Here is a 307-nt window from a genome sequence, read left to right on the forward strand (position 1 = left end):
ATTGGATCATCACCATCACGTACAAGAATGAGAAGACGCTCAATATTGTTGCGTAGCTGCCGTACATTACCCGGCCAAGCATGCGTTTGCAAAATAGCCATTACATCATCACTAATTTCACGCGGTTTAATACCAACTTGCTGTGATATTGTTTTAACAAAATGGCGGACAAGTTCTGGAATGTCTTCACGACGTGCTGAAAGCGGTGGAACAGCAATAGGAACAACCGAAAGACGGTGAAAAAGATCTTCTCTAAAACGACCATCAGAAATGAGATTTTCAAGATTTTGTGCTGTTGAGGAAATGA

The 307-nt window shown here is 41.4% G+C and carries 1 protein-coding gene; it reads right to left on the reverse strand.

The genetic code is table 11. The features are described 5' to 3' along the window. On the reverse strand, positions 1–307 hold a 307-nt coding region (locus tag ACFIO5_RS12295), incomplete at both ends, for an AAA-type ATPase lid domain-containing protein (protein WP_375705558.1).

This window comes from Bartonella sp. AA86SXKL (genome assembly GCF_042196885.1).